Source organism: Methylosinus sp. is20ea, from assembly GCF_059718135.1.
Genome location: NZ_AP046088.1, coordinates 1,411,305 through 1,427,560 on the forward strand (window position 1 = coordinate 1,411,305; position 16,256 = coordinate 1,427,560).

17 protein-coding genes are annotated in these 16,256 nt (G+C 65.5%); 7 read left to right on the top strand and 10 right to left on the bottom strand.

Features of this window, described 5'->3' with window-relative positions:
• Positions 1-32: 32 nt before the first annotated feature.
• Together bcsS and AC6IY7_RS06480 are read right to left on the bottom strand one after the other, a co-directional pair.
• The gene (gene bcsS / locus AC6IY7_RS06475) at positions 33-821 is read right to left on the bottom strand and encodes a cellulose biosynthesis protein BcsS (RefSeq protein WP_497782249.1); all 789 of its coding nucleotides are present in this window, start codon (positions 819-821) and stop codon (positions 33-35) included.
• Positions 822-1,164: 343 nt separating this feature from the next.
• The gene (locus tag AC6IY7_RS06480) at positions 1,165-1,962 is read right to left on the bottom strand and encodes an alpha/beta hydrolase (protein ID WP_497782250.1); all 798 of its coding nucleotides are present in this window, start codon (positions 1,960-1,962) and stop codon (positions 1,165-1,167) included.
• A gap of 180 nt (positions 1,963-2,142) precedes the next feature.
• Between AC6IY7_RS06480 and AC6IY7_RS06485 the strand changes: the two genes are divergently transcribed.
• Together AC6IY7_RS06485 and lpdA are read left to right on the top strand one after the other, a co-directional pair.
• Positions 2,143-3,351 (top strand): glycosyltransferase family 4 protein, encoded by a 1,209-nt coding sequence (locus tag AC6IY7_RS06485; RefSeq protein ID WP_497782251.1) that lies wholly within the window; start codon positions 2,143-2,145, stop codon positions 3,349-3,351.
• Between the two features lie 152 nt (positions 3,352-3,503).
• On the top strand, positions 3,504-4,916 hold the full coding sequence (lpdA, locus tag AC6IY7_RS06490) for a dihydrolipoyl dehydrogenase (RefSeq protein WP_497782252.1): 1,413 nt from the start codon (positions 3,504-3,506) through the stop codon (positions 4,914-4,916).
• Between the two features lie 91 nt (positions 4,917-5,007).
• Here the strand turns inward: lpdA and AC6IY7_RS06495 are convergent, their stop codons facing one another.
• On the bottom strand, positions 5,008-5,277 hold the full coding sequence (locus tag AC6IY7_RS06495) for an usg protein (protein ID WP_196407738.1): 270 nt from the start codon (positions 5,275-5,277) through the stop codon (positions 5,008-5,010).
• Positions 5,278-5,459: 182 nt separating this feature from the next.
• Positions 5,460-5,951 carry a GlcG/HbpS family heme-binding protein gene (locus AC6IY7_RS06500; RefSeq protein WP_497782253.1) on the bottom strand — a complete coding sequence of 164 codons (492 nt, stop codon included), beginning with the start codon at positions 5,949-5,951 and terminating at the stop codon, positions 5,460-5,462.
• Between the two features lie 154 nt (positions 5,952-6,105).
• On the opposite strand from AC6IY7_RS06500, the gene AC6IY7_RS06505 reads away from it, so the two are divergent.
• Positions 6,106-6,675 (top strand): hypothetical protein, encoded by a 570-nt coding sequence (locus tag AC6IY7_RS06505; protein ID WP_497782254.1) that lies wholly within the window; start codon positions 6,106-6,108, stop codon positions 6,673-6,675.
• An 85-nt stretch (positions 6,676-6,760) separates the two neighbouring features.
• Here the strand turns inward: AC6IY7_RS06505 and AC6IY7_RS06510 are convergent, their stop codons facing one another.
• From AC6IY7_RS06510 to AC6IY7_RS06520, 3 genes are all read right to left on the bottom strand, one after another.
• Positions 6,761-6,895, bottom strand: a complete 135-nt coding sequence (locus AC6IY7_RS06510) for a hypothetical protein (RefSeq protein ID WP_497782255.1) — start codon at positions 6,893-6,895, stop codon at positions 6,761-6,763.
• 214 nt (positions 6,896-7,109) lie between these two features.
• Complete coding sequence (locus AC6IY7_RS06515) at positions 7,110-8,105, bottom strand: tyrosine recombinase XerC (protein ID WP_497782256.1); 996 nt, start codon at positions 8,103-8,105, stop codon at positions 7,110-7,112.
• 59 nt (positions 8,106-8,164) lie between these two features.
• On the bottom strand, positions 8,165-8,482 hold the full coding sequence (locus AC6IY7_RS06520; protein WP_497782257.1) for a DUF1476 domain-containing protein: 318 nt from the start codon (positions 8,480-8,482) through the stop codon (positions 8,165-8,167).
• A 302-nt stretch (positions 8,483-8,784) separates the two neighbouring features.
• Here AC6IY7_RS06520 and purC point away from each other — a divergent pair, with 302 nt between their 5' ends.
• Positions 8,785-9,579: a phosphoribosylaminoimidazolesuccinocarboxamide synthase gene (gene purC / locus AC6IY7_RS06525; RefSeq protein WP_018267133.1), complete on the top strand. Its 795-nt coding sequence runs from the start codon at positions 8,785-8,787 to the stop codon at positions 9,577-9,579.
• A gap of 220 nt (positions 9,580-9,799) precedes the next feature.
• On the opposite strand, the gene hemA is transcribed toward purC, so the two are convergent.
• Complete coding sequence (gene hemA / locus AC6IY7_RS06530) at positions 9,800-11,086, bottom strand: 5-aminolevulinate synthase (protein ID WP_497782258.1); 1,287 nt, start codon at positions 11,084-11,086, stop codon at positions 9,800-9,802.
• Between the two features lie 230 nt (positions 11,087-11,316).
• Positions 11,317-12,648: a histidine kinase gene (locus AC6IY7_RS06535; RefSeq protein ID WP_497782259.1), complete on the bottom strand. Its 1,332-nt coding sequence runs from the start codon at positions 12,646-12,648 to the stop codon at positions 11,317-11,319.
• Positions 12,649-12,760: 112 nt separating this feature from the next.
• Here AC6IY7_RS06535 and AC6IY7_RS06540 point away from each other — a divergent pair, with 112 nt between their 5' ends.
• Positions 12,761-13,381 (top strand): response regulator transcription factor, encoded by a 621-nt coding sequence (locus AC6IY7_RS06540; RefSeq protein WP_497782260.1) that lies wholly within the window; start codon positions 12,761-12,763, stop codon positions 13,379-13,381.
• 218 nt (positions 13,382-13,599) lie between these two features.
• Here the strand turns inward: AC6IY7_RS06540 and AC6IY7_RS06545 are convergent, their stop codons facing one another.
• Positions 13,600-14,232, bottom strand: coding sequence for a response regulator transcription factor (locus AC6IY7_RS06545; RefSeq protein ID WP_497782261.1), 633 nt, complete (start codon positions 14,230-14,232; stop codon positions 13,600-13,602).
• Between the two features lie 104 nt (positions 14,233-14,336).
• On the opposite strand from AC6IY7_RS06545, the gene AC6IY7_RS06550 reads away from it, so the two are divergent.
• Both AC6IY7_RS06550 and lanM read left to right on the top strand, forming a co-directional pair.
• Positions 14,337-15,725: an ATP-binding protein gene (locus tag AC6IY7_RS06550; RefSeq protein ID WP_497782262.1), complete on the top strand. Its 1,389-nt coding sequence runs from the start codon at positions 14,337-14,339 to the stop codon at positions 15,723-15,725.
• Positions 15,726-15,841: 116 nt separating this feature from the next.
• Positions 15,842-16,246 carry a lanmodulin LanM gene (gene lanM / locus AC6IY7_RS06555; protein ID WP_497782263.1) on the top strand — a complete coding sequence of 135 codons (405 nt, stop codon included), beginning with the start codon at positions 15,842-15,844 and terminating at the stop codon, positions 16,244-16,246.
• Positions 16,247-16,256 lie beyond the last annotated feature (10 nt).

Genomic DNA, 16,256 nt, shown 5'->3' on the forward strand with positions numbered 1-16,256 from the left:
AAACTGGCCGGCCGGAAAAATCGGCCGTGGAATCAGAAAGCGATATGCGTGTCGAGAATTCCATAGGCGCCGCTGCCGCGCACGCGATCGCGCAGATAGCCGCTGGAGACGCCGATCTGCAGCGCGCCGAATTTCAATCCGGTGACATGCGCGCCGACGCGCCATTGCGCGAAATAATCATCGCCGAGCGCCAGCGCCTCCGGGCCGACATAGACATAATCGGCGAGCTCGACGCCGAATTTCAGCCGCGTGTAGTAAGAATTGTGAACCGTCGAATAATAGGCGATGAGCGCCAGCATGGTGGAGTCGGTCGGCCGCGTGAAGGCCTCGACTCCGACCTTGGCGCCGACGGAAACGCCGCGCACCTGATTCCCCGGATCGAAAGGCGACAGGCTGTGATTCATCACATCCGGGCCGACATAGACAGCGACGCCGCCCTGATTGGTGACGACCTCGTAGCCGACCATGAAGGAGCCGTCCTCGAGCGTTCCATGCACGCGCCCATAGCCGGAATTGCTCGGAATGAAAGCCGCGCCGACGGGGATGAAGACGGGAAGATCGCTCGCGTCATAGGCGTATTTGCCGATGACGGTCGAGACGCGAATGCGCGGGCCGCTCTCCGCGAGCGAGCCGAAAGGCGCGATCTTGCCGATGGCGGCGCCGGCGATGGAGCTGCGCGACGTGCCATCGACAGAAAGATCGATGGAGACGGTCGGCTGAGGCGTAGCAGGAGGGGGCGGCGTCTCCTCTGCGGGAGCGCCCGTATACCAGTCGGCGGCGCGCGCCGTCGACCACATTGCCGCGCACAATACCAGCGGCATAGCCTTTTTCGAGAGCATCATGACTCTTCATTCCCAGGCCCGATCAGGTGACGCGCGCGGGACTATCCGCGATAGCATTCGCGTCTCTCGATCAAGAGCGCCTGACATGGCGCTTCCTTAAGAATGGAGGTTAATGGGACAATCTTTATTGAATCCTTTAGCGCTTCGGAAAGCAGCCGTTATGCCTAACACACGGTACTGCAAAGCTTCGAGCATTGCTGCGGCGGAGCTGGAGCGCGACTTAGACCACTATCCGATCCGATTGGATCGGATAGTGGTCTAGCTTTCTTTCGTTGGAGCGAATTCTGATCGATCGAACGATTCCGTTCGATCGGAAAGCGCTCTAGCCGAGCGCCTCGATCGTGGCCGTGAGATGGTCGAGGTCCGCGTCGCGCGAGAGGCGATGGTCGCCTTCCATCACCAGCGTCAGCACGACGGGATCGCTCGCCAGGCAATCCATGAGCCGCAGCGCATGGCGATAGGGCACGTCCTCGTCGCGCATCCCCTGCAATATATGCACGGGCGCGTCGACGCGAATGAGGTCGCCGAGCATGAGATGCGCGCGTCCTTCCTCGATGAGCCTGCGCGTGATCGGCGTCGGCTCCGGCGCATAGGGCGAGGGGCGCAGCCATGCGCCCTCTTCGAGAATCGCGCGGCGAATGTTTTCGTCGGCGTTCTTCCACAAAAGCTCTTGCGTGAAATCGACGGCGGGCGCGATCAGCACGAGGCCGTGCAAGCGGCGGCCAGTTTCGGCGAGGCGGCGCGCCATCAGCAGAGCGAGCCAGCCGCCCATCGAGCTGCCGACGAGAATCTGCGGGCCGCGCGTCGAAGCGTCGAAGACGGCGAGGCTCTGCGCGAGCCAATCGCCGATCGTTCCATCCTCGAAGCGTCCGCTCGATTCGCCATGGCCGGAATAATCGAAACGCAGGAAAGCGCGCCCCTCACGTTCCGCCCAGGCGTCGAGATGCGAGGCCTTGGCGCCCAGCATGTCGGATTTGAAGCCGCCGAGCAACATGACGCCGGGGCGCTCCGCCCCCGGCCCGCGCGCGGCGCGAAAGCGGCGGGCGATGCGCCAGGGCTCCTGCCCCGCGAGGGCGAGATCGACGAAGCTCAATCCCTCCTCGACGCCGTCCACAGCCATCCACTCCTCCGCGGCGCGGGCGCGCCGACGCTCCAATGAATAAAAATTTCTCGGCTGCTCAATAACATGGTCCGATCTGCGGACCAAAGGGGCCATATTGCCGGCCCATTTCTGAGGCGAAGAAGGCCCCCTCGCCTCTCGACCACGACGACGATCTCGTTTACTGGGCAGATCGGCTCCATGCTAGAGAATTTCCACGGCTTCCCCTCGACCAGCCGCCCGCTCGCGGGTCGGACGATTTTGCAGATCGTGCCCGATCTCCAGTCCGGCGGCGCCGAACGCGCGACGATCGACATCGCCGAGGCGTTGCATTTGGCCGGCGCGCGCGCGCTCGTCGCCTCCGAGGGCGGCCGCATGGTCAGCGAGCTGCAGGCCAAGGGCGGGGTCTGGCTGCCTTTCCCCGCCGCGACGAAGAATCCGCTGTCGATGGCGCTGAACTCCTTCCGCCTCGCGCGCATCTTGCGCGAGGAGGTGGTGGATATCGTCCATGCGCGCTCGCGGGCCTGCGCCTGGGTCGGCCATTACGCCGCACGCCGAGCGGGCGCGCGTTTCGTCACCACTTTCCACAGCATCTATGGCGGCGCCTCGCCCATCAAGCAGCGCTATAATTCGATCATGGCGGCGGGCGATCTCGTCATCGCCAATTCGCATTTCACCGCCTGCCATGTCGCCGCGCTCTATCCGCAGGCCGAGCGGCGCATCGTCGTGATCGCGCGCGGGCTCGATCTGCGCGCCTTCTCGCCCTCCGCCGTCGAACCGGCGCGCGTCGAGCGCGTGCGCGCCTCCTGGGGCGTCGCGCGGCATGAGCGAGTCGTGCTGCTGCCGGCGCGGCTCTCGGCGCGCAAGGGCCATCTCGTGCTCGTCGAGGCGGCGAAGCAACTCGTCGGCGAGGGTCTCTGCGATGTGCGCTTCGTCTGCGTCGGCGACGCGCCCAATGCGGCCTTTCGCGCCAATGTCGATGCCCATATCGCGCGCGCCGGTCTCGCGGGAATCGTGCGCACGCCCGGCTATTGCGCCGATATGCCGGCCGCCTATCTCGCCGCCGCCGTCGCCGTCGCGCCCTCGACGACGCCGGAAGCCTTCGGCCGCATCGCCATAGAGGCGCAGGCGATGGGCGCGCCGGTGATCGTCTCCGATCTCGGCGCCGCCGTGGAGACCGTGCTCGCCTCGCCGCAGGTCGACGCCGCGGATGCGACCGGCTGGCGCGCTCCGGCCGGCGATGCGGCCGCGCTGGCGCGCGCGATTCGCGAGGCGCTGGAGCTGCGCCCCTCCGCGCGGGAGGGGTTGACGAACCGCGCGCGGCTGCATGTGCAGACGCATTTTTCCGTCGAGCGCATGTGCGGCGCGACGCTCGACGCCTATGAGCGTCTGCTCTCGGCAGGCCCATGACGCGCCCATGACGCGCCCGTGGCAGGCCCACGACGCGCGGCTCTCGAGCAGATGCGAAAGAAATGTTTCGACCTTCGCCCTGCGAAGCGGATATTCTCCTTCGATAAAAGATATCTGGCGATCGATCGCGGTGCGACAAAGGGAGTTGGCGGATGGCTTATGATCTCATCGTCATCGGCACGGGGCCGGGCGGCTATGTCTGCGCGATCCGGGCCGCGCAGCTCGGCCTCAAGACCGCCGTCGTCGAGAAGCGCGCCACCCATGGCGGCACTTGCGGCAATGTCGGCTGCATCCCCTCCAAGGCGCTGCTGCACGCCTCGCATATGTTCGACGAGGCGGCCCATGGCCTCGCCGATCTCGGCGTGATCGTCGATCCGCCGCGCCTCGATCTGAAGACGATGATGAAGCACAAGGCCGATACGGTCGCCGCCAATGTCGGCGGCGTCGCCTTTCTGTTCAAGAAGAACAAGATCGATTCATATCATGGCGTCGGCCGCATTCTCGGCGCCGGACGCGTCGAGGTGACCGACGAGAATGGCGGGACGCAGATTCTCGAAACACAAAATATCGTGATCGCGACGGGCTCGGCGGTCGCGCCGCTGCGCGACGTGGACGGCAAGGAGATCGCCTTCGACGAGAAGACGATTCTCTCTTCGACCGGGGCGCTCGAGCTCGACTCCGCGCCCAAGCATCTCGTCGTCGTCGGCGCCGGCGTCATCGGCCTCGAGCTGGGCTCGGTCTGGCGCCGGCTCGGCGCGCAGGTGACGGTCATCGAATATCTCGACCGCATATTGCCGGGCGCCGACGCCGAGATCGCGACGCGCTTCCAGAAGATTCTGGAGAAGCAGGGCTTCGCCTTCCATCTCGCCGCCAAGGTCACCAAGATCGAGAAGACCGCGGAGGGCGTCTCGGTCGCCTACGCCTCCACCAAGGGCGGCGGCGGCACCCCGATCGTCGCGGACGCCGTGCTGATCGCCACCGGCCGCATTCCCTATACGGCGGGCCTCGGCCTCGAGGAGACCGCCGTCGCCACCGAGCGCGGGCGCGTCGTCATCGACGAGCATTTCCGCACGAATGTGCCGGGAATTTTCGCCATCGGCGATGTGGTGCGCGGCGCCATGCTGGCCCATAAGGCCGAGGAGGAGGGCGTCGCCGTGGCGGAAATCCTCGCCGGCCAGGCGGGGCATGTGAATTACGGGGTCATTCCCTCTGTGGTCTATACGATGCCCGAGGTCGCCTGGGTCGGCATGACCGAGGAGGAGGCGAAATCGGCGGGCGTCGCCTATAATGTCGGCAAATTCCCCTTCTCGGCCAATGGCCGCGCGCGCGCCAATCGGCAGACGGAGGGTTTCGTCAAAGTGCTGGCCGACGCCGCCACCGACCGCGTGATCGGCGTGCATATTCTGGGCTCGGACGCCGGCGAATTGATCGCCGAGGGCGGCGTGCTGATGGAGTTCTCCGGCGCGGCCGAGGATCTGGCCCGCACCTGTCACGCGCATCCGACCTTGTCGGAGGCGATCAAGGAAGCGGCGCTCGGCGTCGCCAAGCGCTCGATCCATTTGTGAGCGGCCAGCGCCCCTCGCGGCGCCTGCTTCGGCTAAAAAAAGTTCGCGTCCCCTTCTCCCACTTGTGGGAGAAGGATTCGAGCTGCGAATCTCAGTGCAGACGGAACTCCTCGCCCACCAGCGAGATTTCCGCCGGGCGAATGAGGCCGCTATGCGCCACTTGCACCGAGTGGAGCCGCCCATCGAGACTCCTCTGCCAGAAATCCAGGAATTTGCGCAATTGCGGAAATTCGGGCTGCAGATCGTAGTCCTGCCAGATGTAGGACTGCATGATCGCGGGATGATCGGGCAGACGGTAGAAAATATTTGCCGTCGTCAGCCCATAGCCTTCCAGCATGCGGCGAAATTCGCGCGACGCCATTCGACGCCTCCTCTTCGATCGCGTGAGAACGATAGGTTCGACTGCGATCAAGATGCAAGGAGAATGCCGAATAAACTTTTAAAAACAATATGCTAGCAGCAGAAGCGAGTGAGTGCTGATCGCTGTGGCGTCCGCGCTCCGAACATCGGGGAGCGCGGACGTTGTTCCTCGAGTAATCCGCCTTACTGCACGAGTGTGTCGGCGCCGATCTTGGCGACCTGCGCGTCCTGCTGCGACGTAGCGCCGGAAACGCCGATCGCGCCGATGATCTCGCCCTTATAGACGAGCGGGACGCCGCCCTCGAGCGGGGTGACATTGGGCAGGCTCAGCAGCGCGACGCGGCCGCCGGCGACAGCGTCCTCGAGCGCCTTGGTCGGCCGCTTGAACAGCGCCGAGGTGCGGGCCTTGCGCGTGGCGGTCTCGGACGACGAGGCCTGCGTGCCGTCGAGGCGCTGGAGATAGAGAAGATTGCCGCCGTCGTCGACGATGGCGATCACGACATTCCAGCCGTTCTTGAGAGCCTCCGCCTCGGCGGCGGCGGCCGCTTTCTTGGCGCCGTCCAGTGTGAGTGAAAACTTCTGCTTCACGCCTTTGGTGTCGCCCTCCGCCGAAAAGGCCGCAGGGACGGAGAGGAAGAGGGCGCCGAGCGCGGCGGCGGCCATGACGAAGCGCATTTGTTTGTCTCCATTGTCTATAGAACTACTATATTAGAATATGCGCTTCGGCTTTCGTCAAGGCGCGCGCCGCGCGATTGGGCGGCGCCGCTTGCTTTCGTGGCGGGAGAGTGATCGACTCCTGCGGCGGCTGCGAGAGGTTACGAGACACCAAATGGAAGCATTCGGCCGGCGCCTCATTCGCGCCTTCTGGTTCACGCTGGCGATACTCTTCCTCGTCGAGAGCTGGCTGTGGGACAATGTGAAAATCGCGCTCGTCCGGCTGGCGAGCGCGCTCGGGCTGAAGGAGCTGGAGACGCGGCTGCGCGGCTTCATCGCCGACCTTTCGCCGATGGCGACGCTCGCCGTCTTCGCCCTGCCGGCGATCACGATTTTTCCGTTGAAGCTGCTCGCGGTCGCGGCCATAGCGCATGGCCATGTGATCGCCGGGATCTCGGTGATCCTCGCCGCCAAGACGCTGGCGCTCGGCGTCACATCCTTCCTCTTCGACGCGAGCCGCGAAAAACTGCTGCAGATCGGCTGGTTCGCGAAGCTCTATGAGACCACGCTGCGCGTGAGCCGCTGGGCGCATGCGCGCGTCGAGCCGTTCAAGCAACGGATTCGCGAGGCGAAGGATTTCGTGAAGGCGCGACTTTCCCGCGCTCTGGGCGAGGAAGGCCGCTCGCTGTTCCTGCGCAAGCTCGCCCTGTTGCGCGCCCTCGTGCGCCGCCGCGGCGCGGCCTGACGAGGGCCGTCCGCTCCGCCGCTCAGAGTCTTTTCATGTCGCCGCGTTTCCGACGCCGAACCGGCGTCCACTTCGGCTGGAAACGCTAGCGGCAGAGCGCATAGCCGAGGCAGGCGTCGGCCGAAGCCGCCTGTCCCGAGGTGACGATGATCCATATGCCATAGGCGAAAGCCATGACGAGAACCGCTCCGAGCAGCGACAGCCTCGGCGTCTGACCCATTTTCCCCTCCACCGATCGCCGGCGCCCGTCCCCGCAACGGACGCCGTCAACCTGCCTGAGCCGGAAAATCACGTGCGTGCGCGATCGCACGAAGCGAGAAAACCGGCAGGCTCGCAAGGAAGGAAGGGCGGAAAAAAGAAAAAGCGAGACCTCGTCGGAAATCAATATTTCGGCGACGGAGCGCTTGACGAGATCGATTGAATTCTAAGCAAAATCAAATCGATTTGGCGGGACCGCGGGCGCCGCGCGGATGCGCCGAGCGCCAGGCCTCGAGCAGCCGCGTCTTATCGACCGCGGCATAGATCTGCGTCGTCGAGAGCGAGGCGTGGCCGAGCAGCTCCTGTATGCTGCGCAGATCGCCGCCGCGGCCGAGCAGATGCGTCGCGAAGGAATGGCGCAGCGCATGGGGCGTGGCGCTCGCCGGCAGGCCCAGCGCGCCGCGCATGCGCTCCACGGCGAGCTGCAATATGCGCGGTGAGAGCGGGCCGCCTCGCGCGCCGACGAACAAAGGGCCGCCGCCGAGGTGATAGGGGCACAGCGCGATATATTCCTCCAGCGCGCGGCGAACCGGCTCGATGACCGGAACGACGCGGGTCTTGCCACCCTTGCCGGTGATGGAGACGCGATCGACGGCGCCGATCGGCGCGCGGTCGCGCTTGATCGACAGCGCCTCGGAAATGCGCAATCCCGCGCCATAGAGCAGCGCCAGAGCGGCGGCGTCGCGGGCGAGGATCCAGGGCTCGCGCGCTTCGCCGGCGCGGGTCCTGGCGTCGGTGAGGTCGCGGGCGTCGGCGACGCTCAGCGCCTTGGGCAGGCTGTGCGGCTTTTTGGGCGCGCGGACGGCGCCGAAGACATCGGTCTTGGCGAGGCCCTTTTTCTCGAGGAAACGCATGAGTGAGCGCACGGCGGCCAGCGCCCGCAGCAGCGAGCGATTCTCGAGCCCCTCCGCGCGGCGGCGCGCCATGAAGGCGCGTATGTCGGCGGGAGTGAGCGCGCTCAATGTGGCGGCGTCGGCCGGGGCGCCGCGATTCTCGGCGAGAAAGCCCAGGAAAAACCGCGCGTCGCGCGCATAGGCGTCGAGCGTGTGGCGGGAGGCGCGCCGCTCGCCGGCGAGATGGTCGAGCCAGGCTCCGGCCTCCGCCACGACATCGGGCGCCGCCAAAAAGGCGGCGCCCGATCGCTTGGTTGCGGCTCTTGGGGAATCGCGCATGGCGATAAGTGGTGACGCCCGCGGATAAAGGAAGGGTAAAGCAGGCCCGCCCGCGAGGCTCAGCCCTTCGCCTCGGCCTTCGCTTTTTCCAGCAATTCGTCGAGGGTGCGGCGAAGCTGATGGTCGGACTGGTCGACGCCGGCGGCGGTGAAATCGGCCCTCACTTTGGATAAGACCAACTCGTCCGCATTGGCGGAGGCCTCGGCCGTCACCAGCGCCTCGGCGTAGGCCTCGGCCTCCGGGCCTGTTTTGCCGAGTTTTTCCGCGGCCCAAAGGCCGAAAAGCTTGTTTCGCCGCGCCTCGGCGCGGAACTGGAGCTCCTGCTCATGGACATAGCGCTTCTCGAATGATTCTTCCCGGTTGTCGAATGTGCTCATGGCAACCCTCGGATGCTTTGTCGGCCCGCGCTGATCAGGCCCATTTCTGGATGTAGGCGATTCGATCTAAAATCCAATGACGTTCACGCAATTAACGAGAATTTCAGTCAAGTTGTGTCCGCCCCTCGATTCGGTTAGTCTGGCGTCGCGGGTTGTAACGGCCGCTGGAACAGGATAGGACCCGGTTCCATCCGCGGCTATTGCGAACGCCGCTTCGGACGGACGTCCCTTCTCCCGAGCTCGCGCTCTGGTCGGGGCGGCGGTCGTTTCCGGAGCCGAACCGAGGAGCCACGGGCCCGTCAATGGATTTTCTCAAGCCCCGGTTGATCCCGATGAATCGCCGCCGCCGCATCTACGAAGGCAAGGCCAAGGTCCTCTATGAGGGCCCGGAGCCCGGGACGTTGATCCAGCATTTCAAGGACGACGCCACCGCGTTCAACGCCAAGAAGCACGAAGTCATCGACGGGAAGGGCGTCCTCAACAATCGCATCTCGGAATTCGTCTTCCAGCACCTCAACGACATTGGCGTGCCGACGCATTTCATCCGCAGGTTGAACATGCGCGAGCAGCTGATTCGCGAGGTCGAGATCGTTCCGCTCGAGATCGTGGTGCGCAATGTCGCAGCCGGCTCGCTGTCCAAGCGCCTCGGCATGGAGGAAGGCACGCAGCTGCCCCGCTCCATCATCGAATTCTACTACAAGAACGACGCGCTCGACGACCCGATGGTCTCGGAAGAGCACATCACCGCCTTCGGCTGGGCGAGCCCGCAGGAGATCGACGACATCATGGCCTTGGCCATTCGCGTCAATGATTTCCTCTCCGGCCTCTTCCTCGGCGTCGGCATCCGCCTCGTCGACTTCAAGATGGAGTGCGGGCGGCTGTGGGAAGGCGACATGATGCGCATCGTCGTCGCCGACGAGATTTCTCCCGACTCCTGCCGGCTGTGGGACATCAAGTCCAACGACAAGCTGGACAAGGACCGCTTCCGCCGCGACATGGGCGGCCTCGTCGAGGCCTATACGGAAGTGGCGCGCCGTCTCGGCATTCTGCAAGAGAACGAAACGCCCCGCCCGAGCCAGCCCAAGCTGGTGCAGTAAAGCGGAATCATTCGGCGCGAATCCTTCTCCCACTCGTGGGAGAAGGTGGCCCTCGCGTCAGCGAGGGTCGGATGAGGGCTCGCGCCGCGCGAGGCCGAATCTTTCCCGGAAATCGTCAGGCGCCCTCATCCGACCCCGCTTCGCGGGGCCACCTTCTCCCGCAGGCGGGAGAAGGAAACGCGCGCCTTCCTGAATCTCGATCTATCCGAGTCACGGCCGCTCACTGCGCGGCGAGCTTGATCTCGGGATAGGTACAGCGCTCGCGGCTCTCCACATCGACATGCAGATGCTGTGGCGGCTCCACGAAGGGGATGCCCAGCGTGTGCCACACATCGACCACCGCCTCGACCAGAGCGACGATATGCTCCGGCGTATGGCGCGGCGTCGGCGTGATGCGCAGACGCTCCGATCCGCGCGCGACGGTCGGATAGTTGATCGGCTGAATGTAGATGTCGTGGCGCTCGAGCAGCATGTCGCTCGCCGCCTTGCACAGCTCGGCTTCGCGCACCATCACCGGCACGATATGCGAGCCATTCTCCAGCACCGGCAGGCCGGCCGCGGCCAACGCATGTTTGGTGATATGCGAGGCGCGCTGATGGGCGGCGCGCAGATCGGAGCGTGTCTTCAACACGCGAACGGCGGCCGTCGCCGCGGCGGCCACGGCCGGCGGCAGGGCGGTGGTGAAGATGAAGGAGGCCGCATAGCTGCGAATGGCGTCGATCACGACGCGGTCGCCCGCCACATAGCCGCCCAGCGTGCCGAAGCCCTTGGCCAGCGTGCCCTCGATGACGTCGATGCGATGCATCACGCCCTCGCGCTCGCAGATGCCGCCGCCGCGCGCGCCATACATGCCGACGGCGTGGACCTCGTCGATATAGGTCATTGCGCCATGACGCTCGGCGAGCGCGGCGATCTCGGCGACCGGGGCGATATTGCCATTCATCGAATAGAGGCTCTCGAAGACGATGAGTTTGGGCCGATTTCCGGCCTCGACGAGCAGCTCCTCGAGATGGGCGAGATCATTGTGGCGGAAGATCTTGCGCTCGGCGCGCGAGCGCCTGACGCCCTCGATCATGGAATTGTGGTTGGAGGCGTCGGAGAGAATGACGCAATCGGGCAAGAGATCGGCGATCGTCGAAATGGCCGCGAGATTGGAGATCCAGCCGGAAGTGAAGACGAGCGCGGCCTCCTTTCCGTGGAGGTCGGCGAGCTCGCTCTCGAGCTCCACGATCGCATGGCTGGTGCCGGAGATGTTGCGCGTGCCGCCGGCGCCGGCGCCGACGCGCGAAGCGGTCTCCACCATTGCGGCGATCACCTCCGGGTGCTGACCCATGCCGAGATAATCATTGGAGCACCACACCGTCACATCGCGGGTGGAACCGTCGTCGCGATGCCAGACCGCTTGTGGGAACGTTTCGACGCAGCGTTCGAGATGGGCGAAGACCCGGTACCGACGTTCCTCCTGGAGACGAGTGACTGCCGTCTCGAAAAAGCGCCGATAGTCCATGTGACGACCCTTTATGCCGCGATAGGGGGACGGATACGCTTCGCCCCTCGCGAGATCGCCGCGCGCTCTGACCGCGCTGCTCCCGCTTTGTGCGTTTTGCTACATAAACCATCTGAAGAGGCTTGGCGAGAGGCAGATCGTCGCGCCGAGACGAAGTCATGAAAAGGCCATGAATCCTTTTCTCTCCGCGAGCGTGAGCGTGAAAGAATTTCCCGTTTCGGGACCAAAATCTATTTTGCATCGCACAAAGTCTCGAGCGGCAATCTCGCCTCGAGCAGCGCGCCGCGCGGAGATGCGGAGTCGAATGTCAGCCGGCCGCCGAGCGCGGCGACGCGTTCGCTCATGCCGCGCAAGCCGATGCCTTCGCGCACGCCATTCGCGACGCCGGCGCCGTCGTCGCGCACGGCGACGCGCAATTCGCTTTTGCCGCCCGAAAAAATGCGCTCCACCGTCACATCGACCTGCGAGGCGCTCGCATGGCGGAACACATTGGTCAGGCCTTCCTGGACGATGCGATAGGCGGTGAGCGCGATCGACTCGTCGAGCGGCTTCCCCGCCTCCGCGACATGCAGCCCGACGGCGACCTTCGGATCGAGATCGCGCCAGCCCTGGGCGAGCGCCTGCAGCGCGCCGTCGAGGCCCATCTCGTCCAGAGCCGCCGGCCGCAAGCGTCCGAGAATGCGCCGATTGACCTGCTGCAGCGCGCCGAGCTGCCCGTCGATAGTCAGGCAATCTTCCCGACGCGCGCCCTCGAGCTTGCGGGCCAGCGCGCCGAGCCCGGCGCGGATGCTGAAGAGAAAAGGGCCGATCTCGTCATGCAGATCGCGGGCGATGTCGCGCCGCTCCTCGTCCTGGACATGGATGATGCGCTCGACCAGCGCGCGATTTTCCGCGTCGAAGCGCGCGAGCGTCTCCGCCAGCGCATCGACTCCGCTGGCGATGGCGACGAATTCCGGCGCGTCGCCGGCGACCATGCGCACGCTGCGGTCGCCGCGCTCGAGCCGCTGCAGCGCCTCGACCAGCGTCGAGACGGGCGCGAGCGCGCGCGCGACGACGACCGACACGACGCCGAAGCCGGCCAGCGCCAGGGCCGCGGCGCCCAGCGCCAGCATGCCGACCTCCTCCCAGATCTCGTCGATCTCGTCGCCGGGATCGGCGGCGAGCGCCAGCCCCCCGCGCAGGCGGCCGCGGCCATCGAGGGCGATGCGCGTCACGCTGGGCGGGCCGGCCACCAGCGCCGCGAACCAGGAGGGCGCGCGCCGGCCACCCCCGGCCAGCGCCCTCTCCTCATCCGAGCCCGCCATGAAAATGTGAATGTGCCGCAGCCGCTCGACATCGGCGAGGCGGCCGCGCAGAGCGGGAAGAGGATCATCGCTCTCCTCGACGCTGGCCAGCGTCGTCGCCACGAATTCGCGGGCGAGGCGGGCGGTGCTCTCCGATTCGGCGCGCACGCGCGAGGCGGCGTGCAGCATCAAGAGCCCGACGCCGAGAGCGAGGCCGGCCGCGAGCGTCGCGCCGAGCAGCGCCAGCAGCCGGGCGCGCAACGACAATCCTTTCAGCATGGGGACCCGCCTTTGCAATGCGCGGCGACTTTACGTAAGGGTAGCGCCCGGTCAATCCGTTCCGGCGCTTTGCAACGAAGCGTCCTGAAAACGAGGCGTCACGAGCGATGAGATGCGTGTCCTGATCGTCGACGATCATCCGATCATCGTCTCCGGCTGCGCTTCCATGCTCTCCGGCGAGGGCGACATAGAAGCGCGCGACGCCGGCGACGCCGAAGCGGCGCTCGCCATTTTCGTCGAATGGCGGCCGGACGTCTCCGTCGTGGACATCAACCTCCCCGGCGCCTCGGGCTTCGAGCTGACGCGCCGCATGCTGCGTCACGACGCCGAGGCGCGCATCGTCATTTTTTCCATGAATGACGATCCGATCTTCGCCGCGCGGGCGATCGAGGCCGGCGCGCGCGGCTATGTGACGAAGAACGACGATCCTTTTCTGCTGCTGAGAGCCGTGCGCGAGGTCGCCGCCGGCGGCGTGTTCCTGATGCCGCGGCTCGCCAATCGCCTCGCCTTCGACAAGACCGCGGCGCTCGCCAATCCTCTGGCGGAGCTGAGCACGCGCGAGCTGGAGATATTGCGCATGCTCGGCAAGGGCTCGAGCATGACCGAGATCGCCGATGCGGTGCATGTCTCCTACAAGACGATCGCCAACACATGCTCGCTGCTGAAGCGCAAGCTCGGCGCGCGCACGCCGATGGATCTGGTGCGCATCGCGATCGAGCAGCGGTTGGCGTGAGGGGCGTTTCTTCCTTCTCCCGCTCGCGGGAGAAGGTGTCGCGCGAATGCGCGACGGATGAGGGCTCGAACGCGCTCGCTTTCTAAAATGTCCCGAGCGTGACGTCCGAAATTTCCCGAGCATAATCGACATTCTGAACACGCGGCGCCCTCATCCGACCCTCGCTGACGCGAGGGTCACCTTCTCCCGCGAGCGGGAGAAGGAGCGCGCACGGAGAGTCAGACCAATTCCTTGGCCAGTCTGTTCTCGACGGCGATGCGGATCAAATCCGCGCGCGAGCGGGCGCCGAGCTTGCGCTTCAGCAGCGAGCAGCTGTTCGCCACTGTCTTGTAGGACACGCGCATGATATGCGCGATCTCCGCCATGCCCTTGCCCTCGGCGAGCAGGCGCAAAATCTCCAGCTCGCGGCCGTTGAGGCCCTCGAGCGGATTGGCGCCGTATTTTTGATCGAAAAAAGCGAGCTTCTGCGCCACTTGATTGGAGAGATAGCGCTCGCCGGCGGCGACCATGCGCACCGCCTTCACGAACAGCGCCGGGTCCTCGCTCTTGGCGAGATAGCCCTTGGCGCCATGCTCGATGGAGCGCGCGGCGAAGACCGGATCGTCATTCATGGTGAAGACGATCGCCTTCGTGTCCGGCTTGCGCTTGAGCATACGGCGCAGCAGCTCGAAACCCGAAAGCCCCGGCAGATTGATGTCGAGCACGATGACGTCCGGCTGCGCTGAGGCATGCGCTTCCAGCGCGGCGTCGGCGTCGCGCGCCTCCAGCACTTCTATGTCCGATTGGCCGGACAACATGCCGCGGCATCCGGCAATCACCATGGGATGGTCGTCGACGATCAGCACGCGCATCGGGCATAGCCACTGTTCTGGAGCAAGATTACTATGGGAAGACAAAATCTTGTTTGTCAATCACCGGCCGGCGCGCCGGCGCAGGACCAAAACGGGAGCGAACCATGTCGTTGAAGGCCCGGCTCGGCTGGCTCATCGCCGTCGTGCTCACCGCCATGCTGGCGGTCAATGTGGCCATCATGATCGGCCATGCCGGACCGCGCGTGCGCGCCGAGGCGGACAGCATAGAGCATTTGTCGCATGAGCTCGTCGAGACGGCGCTCGCCAGCCTGCAGGAGACCAGGGACCCTATTCCATCGCTGCGGCGGCTCTTCGAGAATCTGCGCAATCTGCGCCACATCGAGATCGAGATCCTGCCCAATGACGACATTGCGCCGAGCTTCGACTCGAAATTGCGCGCCGAAATGCAGACCGGCGTGCCCGATTGGTTCGTGAGCCTCGTCGCGCCCGCGCCCAAGGTCGACATCATCCCGGCGCGCATCGGCGACGTGCAATATGGCAATATCGCCATCATCTCCAATCCGGTCGACGAGCTCGCCGAAATCTGGTCCGACCTTCTGTGGCTCGGCGCGATCAGCCTCGCCGTCACTTTGCTGATGCTGGCTCTGGTGCTCGAGCTGCTGCGCCGCACGCTCTCGCCTTTCGACTCGCTCGGACGCGGATTGGCGCGGCTCGAGGCGGGCGAGAAGGAGGTGCGTCTCGATCTGCGCGGCGCCTCGGAATTCCAGCATATCTCGCATAAGCTCAACTCGCTCGCCGCGACGCTCGACCGCGTGCAGGACGAGAATCACTCGCTCATCGACCGACTGTTCGCCGTGCAGGACTCCGAGCGCCGCGACATAGCGCGCGATCTGCATGACGAGGCCGGCCCCTGCCTCTTCTCCATCCGCGCCGGCGCGGCGACGCTCGCCGCCTCCACTTCGGGCAATTTTCCCGATCACGATCTGCTGCGGCGGACCTGCGCCAATATCGACGCCGCCGGACAGGCGCTGCAGACGCTGCTGCGCCGCATGCTGGAGCGGCTACGTCCGCCGCCCATGAGCGAGCTCGGCCTGGAGACGGCGTTGCGCGGCCTCGTCGCCTCCTGGACCGGCAGCCGCGCCGATGTGCGGCTTTCGCTGCGCATCGCCCATGATCTCTTCTGCCTCGACGAGAAGATCGCGCTCACCGCCTATCGCGTCGTGCAGGAGGCGCTCACCAATATTTTCCGGCACTCTCGCGCCGCCAACGCCGAGGCGCGGCTCGAATTCGTCGAGGCGCCGCCGGAGCTCGCCGAAGCCGGCGGGACCGAAGCGCTGCGCGTCGTCGTGGAGGACGATGGCGTCGGGCTGCCGGAGGAGCACAGATTCGGCCTCGGCCTCATCGGCATGAGCGAGCGCGTCCATGCGCTCGGCGGCCTCATGCGCATGGAGCCCCGGCCGGACGGCGGGACGCGGATAGAGGTCCTGCTGCCCCTACCCGAGGTCGAGGAGCGGGAGGGCGACGATCTGTAGCGGAGCCGCGCTCGCCCGCGCGCTTTGTGCGATCGGCCGCCTCCGCCTATATTGGGAGAATCGGACAGTTGGTTTGCCGACTCTGCACGATGCTGAACGAGAAAAGGAGGCAAGATATGATTTCTAAATTTCATGTGATCGCCCTCGGCGCGGGACTGAGCCTCGCGTCCGCCATTGTCGCGCAACCTGTTTTCGCCGCGCCCTCGCCGATCAAGAGCTTCGACACGGACAATGACGGCACGCTCGATCTCGCCGAGGTGAGCAAGGCCGCCGCGGCCGTCTTCGACAAGCTCGAGAAGGACAATGACGGCACCGTCGACCGCAAGGAGATCGGCGCGCGCATCGGCAAGAAAGAATTCGCCGCCGCCGATCCGGACGATGACAAAACGCTCACGAAAGAGGAATATCTCGCCCTCGTCGCCAAGCTGTTCAAAGCGGCGGACAAGGACGACGAAGGCACGCTCGACGCCAAGGAGCTGAAATCCAAGGCGGGCAAGGCGCTGCTGAAGCTGATTCGCTGAGCTAAGGAAG